General features: G+C 36.7%; 4 protein-coding genes and 1 pseudogene. All 5 read right to left on the bottom strand.

The features are described 5' to 3' along the window. Nucleotides 1-391 (bottom strand): annotated as a pseudogene (locus MXE38_RS11695) (hypothetical protein); the annotation flags it as partial. A gap of 359 nt (nucleotides 392-750) precedes the next feature. Continuing rightward, nucleotides 751-3,366, bottom strand: a complete 2,616-nt coding sequence (locus MXE38_RS11690; RefSeq protein ID WP_246915242.1) for an ATP-binding protein — start codon at nucleotides 3,364-3,366, stop codon at nucleotides 751-753. Nucleotides 3,367-3,370: 4 nt separating this feature from the next. Continuing rightward, complete coding sequence (locus MXE38_RS11685) at nucleotides 3,371-3,967, bottom strand: potassium-transporting ATPase subunit C (protein WP_246915239.1); 597 nt, start codon at nucleotides 3,965-3,967, stop codon at nucleotides 3,371-3,373. A gap of 90 nt (nucleotides 3,968-4,057) precedes the next feature. Then, a complete protein-coding gene (gene kdpB / locus MXE38_RS11680) occupies nucleotides 4,058-6,133 on the bottom strand; it encodes a potassium-transporting ATPase subunit KdpB (RefSeq protein ID WP_246915236.1) in 2,076 nt (691 codons plus the stop codon). 12 nt (nucleotides 6,134-6,145) lie between these two features. After that, entirely contained in the window at nucleotides 6,146-7,825 is a 1,680-nt protein-coding gene (gene kdpA, locus MXE38_RS11675; protein WP_246915233.1) for a potassium-transporting ATPase subunit KdpA, read from the bottom strand. Nucleotides 7,826-8,052: the final 227 nt, after the last annotated feature.

The raw sequence follows: 8,052 nt of genomic DNA, 5'->3' as shown, positions 1-8,052 counted from the left end.
GTTTTATGAGAGTCTTAAGATATGTAAGTGCAATAAAGCGTTGCTCTGTATGCCCATACATAAACTTAACAATTCCCATATAGATAGTCTGAATAGACCCACTGTTATTAAAAAAGCTACGTTGAAGCTCTCTTTTGTAATGAGTAATGATGAAGTGGCTAAGCCCATATTCGACCAGTAGTGATGCATCATCAACTGTTAATTTTTTAGTAATAAGCCCCTGATCCGGAGTGATAGTTCCAATATAGCTTTGAATAAGTACAGGGTAAGATTTGTCTGGTACTCTTTTAGATGAAATCTTAAATAACTGATAACACCCACGAACGAGTCTTACATCAAACCCCTTGGTTTTATAAGGTTTTGCAAAGTCAGGTAATAATTCTTTTCTCATAGTAAGTATTATATTACAAAGATAATATTTAAAAAATAGCAAAATGAAACAGAAATACAAGTAATAGTGATAGTGACTGTTATGATGACATAAGCTGTTGTATTATAACTAATATTTTTGTGTTATAGCATAATATAATACAAGGCAGAAATTTTTTGCCCATATATGGGCTAAAATCGACTATTCTCACGCGTAACTACTAACAATAAATGGCTTTAATATCGTATTCTGTAAAAACTGATACCATACAATGATTTGTACGGTATCTTTCATTGATATTTTGATATATAAGCCAATTTAGATTGATACACTACAAATAAACTTCGGAACTAGGATCTATGGGGAGCGCATCATTAAAATTATAAAAATGTATCCTCATCATAAGGTATTTCTACTATAGGCATAATGAGTACAAATGATGCTCCGCCTTCAGGAGCGTTTAATGCTAATAGCTCAGAGTCATGAGCACGAGCAATAGTTTTACAAATAGCTAAGCCCAGTCCTATGCCTGTAATCTTAGACTCTTTACTGCCCCTTCTAAAGGGATCGAATAGTCTTTGAGTATTATTGTCGGAAAAACCAGGCCCATTATCACTAATAGTTAAGGTTAACTTATCTCCTCTTTCTCGAGCTTCAATCTCAATAGTGCTCCCTTTGGGGCAATATTTAAAGGCATTATCCAAAAGATTCGATACTAGGCGATCAATTAAAATAGGATCTGCATAGAAAAATGGGCAATCACTAGAGACATCAATTTTAATTGTATAGTCCGATAATACGTCTTTAAAGTTCTTAAGGGCACAGCCAATAATTTCATCAGCAGGGAGCCATTGCTTATTTAATACTACTTGTCCTGATTGAAGTTTTGCCATATCAAGCAAGTTGTTCATAAGTCGTACCATACGACGTGAACCGTCAACCACAGAGGAAGATAGTTGATATGCCTCATTAATGTCTTTAGTCTTAATCTTTTGCTCTAAAAGTTCTGCATTAGCCATAAGAGCACTAAGAGGGGTTTTTAGATCATGAGATAAAGATTGAATTAAAGTATGACGCATACGCTCTGCCTCCATATTCATGAGTAAATTCTTAGACTCCTCCTCTGAAACAATTTTCTCAAGAGTTTGTCGTAAGAGAGACAAAAGCGCATGAAGTACACGAGAATTAACAGGATCTGACCATTGTTGGGCAAATTGTAATTGCAAGACAGCAATGGCATATACCTTGTCTGAAATAATGATAGGCACATACAAATAGCGTGATTGGCTTAGAGTATAGGTATCAAAGCCAGCTTCTTTCTTATGACTTTGCACATAATTCATGACACCTTTGTCGACATTTTTTAGTTCAGTCATTAAGCGTAGGCATTGCCCGTCAGCTGTTGTTTTCCAAAACTCACTGACAATATTTAAGTGCTCTTTTAAGATATTTTGAATTAAGGTGAATGCTTCAATATCATCAAGAGCAGTAGAAAGCTTGGTAGAAGCTGTATACAAAATACGTGTTTGTTTTTCTCTCATCCGTGCATTTTGGGAGAGATAGCGACTATGAGTTACCAGACGAGCTGACACTATGCCTAGTACCAAAATAGTAGCAAAGGTAATTAGATACTCCATATCAGCAATAGCAAAAGATAATCTTGGCTTAACAATAAAGAGATCAAAACTTATTACTGAAATAATTGAAGTAAAAACAGAGACAAACAGGCCATATTTTACTGCCATGAATAAAGTCAGTAGCAAATAAAACATTACCAAATTAGATTCTCTGATGTAGGCACTTAAATAAATCAAAAGCAAAGTAATCGTGCTGGTTAATGTCAAGCTCATGACAAGGCCATTAATATTATTAAATTTTTGCTTTAGGTATGCGCTGAGCTTTTGATACCAGCTTATTTTCTTTACAGTATAAGGTAACGCCACAATGCTCATATAAGGTAAATGAGTATTAATTAATTTGCGTTTCTTATTAAAATTGCGGGTAGATGCAGGGATCAATAATATGACATTGATATTATTAGACTTAGCATAGTCTTTAATGCAATAAGGAAAATCACCAGGAAGAGCATCGGTTTTAGCGCCTAAAGATGCAGCAAAAGACATAATTTCACTAAGCTCTTGCTTATTATCTAAAAGATTGTCGCTATCAATACAAACACAATGTAGACGTGAGCCAATACTCTTAGCCATGCGTAGCGCCTCTCTAATTGCCTCTTGAGAGGTAATAGAGTCGATAAGCAGCATTAGACCATAGCCAGAGCTGGAGATTTTAGTCGTTTTAACTTGTAGATCAACACGACCAACCATAGATCTTAAGGTTAGCTCACGCAGGGCAATAAGATTAGATTTTTTAAAATAGTTGTCAGAAGCGACACGAATAATATCATTTAAGTAAATCTTGCCCTCATTTAATCTCTCAATAAGATCATCTGGGGGCAAGTCAACTAATCTAACCTCTGAGGCACGATCAAAAACATTATCAGGTATTGTTTCACTGACTTTAACATCAGTAACTTTTGAGACAATGTCATTAAGGCTTTCTAAATGCTGAATATTAAGGGCTGTATAGACAGTAATACCCTCATTTAGGATATCTTCAATGTCTTGCCATCTCTTTTTATGAACAGAGCCTGGAACATTTGAATGAGCCATTTCATCTACAATTACAATAGCAGGATGGCGTTGGATAATAGCTTTTACATCTAATTCTTCAAAGCTTCTACCCTCATATATGATTTTTTTACGTTCAATGAGCTCTAGACCCTCTACAAGATTGGCAGTATCTGCTCTGCCATGAGTGTCTACTAGGCCAATTATTACATCTAAGCCCTTGTCTCTAAGTTCATGTGCTTCGGTTAGCATGGCATAGGTTTTACCCACACCAGGAGCCATGCCTAAGAAAATCTTAAGACGGCCTCTTTTGTGCATTTCTTGCGTCTGTAATAGAGCGCTTGCTGAAGTTTTGGTCTCGCTCACTTTATTACTCTTGTAATTTCATTAAATCGTAGTTGAGAGTATTGATATTGACTATATCGCTGCTTAAGAACCACTCTTTGTGAGTGTGTTTATTAATAAGCTCATATACTGTTCTTAGTGTTAGGCCATTCTCCTTAGCTACTATAGGAGCTTGGGCAAGAGCGTTTTGATAACTAATATGACAATCCAGACCAGATGCTGAAGCTGTAAGCATATCAGTTGGAATGTTGTTAGAAAGATTATATCTTTCTTTAATATTGGAGGCTCTCTCCTTTAAAAGAGCCTCTAATTTATCTGAGGTAGGGCCTAAATTATAGCCACCTGAGGCTAATGCATTGTAATTGGATGCACTTGGACGAGCTTGAAAAAATCTAAGATCTTGAGAGTAGTCCTGACCAATTAAAGATGAACCTAATACAATACCTTGTTCATCCTTTAATAAGGAGCCATGTGCATGATCATAGTTGATGATATTAGCCAAATAATTTACAGTCAAAGGATAAATAAGGCCTAGTACTACCATTAAAGCAAGATAAGAGAAACAAGTATAAAAGAGAGCTTTGAATAAAGTAATGCCAGAGCGGCCAAGAGTAATACTCATAAATCTGTTAGCGCACAGAGCGCTTCTCCCAAAATAAATTAACAATTAGTAAAGTAGCTCTCCTATAGTCAGGAGACGCTACTATTTTAGTTAGAGAATACCTAAAGCACACAGAGCCATATCAATGAGCTTAATGCCAATAAAAGGTACGATAATTCCACCTAGGCCATAAATAGTAAGGTTAGATAATAAAAGCTTATTGATAGAGGTAGCCTTGAAATTGACTCCATGTAAAGCTAATGGAATCAAAGCAATAATAATTAGCGCATTAAAAAGAGCAGCAGATAGCAATGCAGAATGAGCCGATCCTAAGTTCATAATATTGAGTGCTTGTAGCTGGGGATAAGTTGTTGCAAATGCTGCTGGTATTACAGCAAAAAACTTAGCTAAATCATTAGCAATAGAGAAGGTAGTTAAAGCTCCACGAGTGATAAGCATTTGTTTACCAATCTTTACCACATCTAAAAGTTTAGTTGGAGATGAGTCTAAATCTACCATATTAGCCGCTTCACGAGCGCTTTGGGTACCAGCATTCATAGCTACGGCTACATCAGCTTGTGCTAGTGCGGGCGCATCATTGGTTCCATCACCTGTCATAGCAACTAAGTGGCCAGCATTTTGGTATTGTTTGATGGTCTCTAATTTCTTTTCAGGAGTTGCTGTAGCAATAAAATCATCAACACCTGCCTCTGCTGCAATGGCCGCTGCGGTAAGCTCATTGTCACCAGTTACCATAACGGTTTTGATGCCCATAGTACGTAATTGTAAAAAACGCTCCTTAAGGCCATTTTTAACAATATCTTTGAGCTCTACAACACCTAAAATGACATCATTGCGACAAACTACAAGAGGGGTTGAACCTAATGCTGCAATAGCATTGACCGTGCCTTCAATCTTTTCGTCAACATGACCGCCTAAATTTTTTATATGGTTAAATACAGCATTAGGAGAGCCCTTTTTGATATTTACGCCATCAATATTTACGCCTGACATACAGCTGGTAGCAGAAAAAGGAACAAAGGCAGCATTTTCTGGAAGAGTGTCTTTATAGCCATGGCTATGCGCTAAGCTGACAATAGAACGTCCCTCTGGAGTGGTGTCGGATAGTGAGGCTAATAACGAGCATCTAATCATATCGCTCATTTTGACTCCATCAGCAGCAAAGAACTTACTTGCTTGACGATTTCCGTAGGTAATAGTGCCAGTTTTATCCAATAGTAAAATATCTACATCGCCAGCAGCCTCTACGGCTCGTCCTGATTTAGCAATTACATTACAGCCTAAAAGACGGCTCATACCTGCAATTCCGATGGCGCTTAATAAAGATCCTATGGTGGTTGGAATTAAACACACTAAAAGCACAACTAAAACACTATATCCAATAATACTTCCTTGAGCACTTTGCGTATTAGCAAATTCAGAAAATGGCAGTAATGTAAAAGTAACTAAGGTAAATATTAAGGTAAGACATAAAAGCAGTATGGATAGTGCCACTTCATTAGGAGTTTTCTTTCTAACGGCACCCTCAACCATGCTAATCATCTTGTCAAGGAAAGATGATCCAGCCTCGCTCTCAACTCTAATCACAATAATGTCTGAAAGTACAGTAGTGCCACCCGTGACACAGTCAGTATCGCATCCTGCTCCTCTAATTACAGGTGCAGATTCACCTGTAATAGCTGACTCATTTACTGAGGCTAAACCAGCTACAACCTGACCATCACAAGGAATAATTTGGCCTGCTTTTACCACTACTAAATCTTCTTTATGTAAAGACATAGCATCTACTGCTTGGGTTTCCAAATGTTCAAGATTTTTTAAATCTTGATTAGGGGTGAGTTTGTAAGCAATAGTTTTCTTCTTAATACCCTTTAGAGCTTGAGCCTGAGCTTTAGCTCTACTTTGAGCAATGGCTTGAGCAAAATTAGCGAATAAAACAGTAAACCAAAGTATTAAGGAGCAAAGAAAACAAAATAAAGGAGGTTCATGATAAAGGTTTAAAGCTGAGACTACACTTAAGATAGTGACAAAAATAGCTCCAACATAGACCATGAGCATGATCTTGTTTTTAATTTGCTCTTTAGGTGACAGATTTTTAAAGCTTTGAATCAAGGCATTTATTAAAAGTTCCTTGTCAAAAGCATGGTTAGTTTTATAGTTAGACATTTTTAATTCTTCTTAAAAAGAGGCTAAATGCTCTGCAATTGGGCCTAAAGATAGTGCTGGCATATAGGTAAGAGCACCAACAAGTAAAATTACGCTAAATAGGAGAATGGTAAAGAATATTCCTTTAGTGTTTATACTAGCGGCACTTTTAGCTGCAAAAGATTGAGTAGCAAAGCTACCTGCTAAGGCCAGTACACAAATAATAGGAATAAAGCGTCCAAAGAACATGCATAGGGCAGTCATAATATTAAAATATGGAGTGTTAGCATTTAATCCAGCAAAGGCAGAGCCATTATTATTAGCAGCAGAACTAAAGGCATAAAGATATTCACTAAAACCGTGAGTGCCTGTATTGTTCAAAGAACTTAAATTAAAATCTAAAAGGCAAGTAATGGCAGTTGCTAACAAGACTAAACAAGGAGTGGTTAACATTGCTAAACAGACTAACTTCATTTGTAAGGAGCCAATCTTTTTGCCCAAATAAAGTGGAGTGTGTCCTACCATTAAGCCGCAAATAAATACTGTAGTTAAAACCATGATGATAATGCCATAAAAGCCTGATCCCACGCCTCCAAAGACAATTTCACCTAGTTGCATTAAAAGCATAGTAATCATGCCTGAGATAGGGTTAAGACTATCATGCATATTATTTACAGCACCACAAGATGCAGCAGTAGTCACAGTACTAAATAAGGATGTATGACCTAAGTCAAAGCGTAGCTCTTTACCCTCTAGGTTCATAAAAGAGCTATCGGATCCTAATGACAGTAAAATCTTGGATTGCTCTGATTCAAAAGCAATAAAAAAGGCTACACAAATTCCAAAAATTAAAGTCATGGTTGATAGTAAGGTTAAACCTTGGGCTTTATCTTTTATTAAAGCTCCAAAGGTATAGCATAGAGCTGCTGGAATTAGGAAAATAGCCAAACATTGTGAGAAGTTGCTCAGAGCAGTAGGGTTTTCAAATGGATGAGCTGAATTTGCATTAAAGAAGCCACCACCATTGGTTCCTAGTAGTTTGATAGCCTCTTGTGATGCTACTGGGCCCATTGGTAATGTTTGGCTGCCACCTGCAATGGTATTAACATTTATATACTCATCAAAATTTTGAATTACTCCTTGGCTTACTAGAAACAGTGCATAAATAATAGAAAGTGGGAGTAAGAGGTAAATGCTAATACGAGTAATGTCAGCAAAGAAATTGCCTATATAAGCCTGTTCTTTTAGGACAAAAGAACGCATTAGAACAAAAGCAACTGCAATTCCTGTTGCGGCTGATAAGAAGTTTTGAACACCAATTCCAGCCATTTGGACTAAATAGCCCATAGTACTTTCACCAGCATATCCTTGCCAGTTAGTATTGGTAATAAAAGAAACAGCAGTATTAAAAGCGCTCAAACTCTCAACTGGTCCTAAATGCTCAACATTTAAAGGAAGAACATGTTGAAGTCTTTGTAGAGCATATAAAACTACAATGCCCAACAAATTAAATAAGATAAGGCAAAAGGCATATTCTTTCCAAGTTTGTTTTCCTGAGTTTCCCCCAGTAAATTTTAGTAACCAAGGATCTAGTTTAGATAGCACTGAGGGTGAGCGTCCTTCGCACATAGGAAGCATGTAAAGTCCCAACGGCTTTACAGTAATAAAAAGAACAGCAATAAAAACTGCCGTTAAGATAAGAGCACTAGACATTTAAGCCCTCCATAAAGCAACAAACAACCACACGACAGTAACTAAACCAGTAATTAAAAATAAGGACATCATCATAATTGTTCTGACTTTATAAGGTTGGCAATAAGCTTGATAACAGCCAAAATGGCAAAAGACATACTAACGAAGATAAGTAGCACCAATAGGTCGGACATATATCCTCCATGAATGAACATGTTTTTTAGTATAGAAAGTGCTCTATCAAGATT

Source organism: Anaerobiospirillum sp. NML120448 (assembly GCF_023050945.1).
In the GTDB taxonomy this organism is placed as follows: domain Bacteria; phylum Pseudomonadota; class Gammaproteobacteria; order Enterobacterales; family Succinivibrionaceae; genus Anaerobiospirillum.
This window is presented reverse-complemented; position numbering and strand designations above follow the sequence as displayed.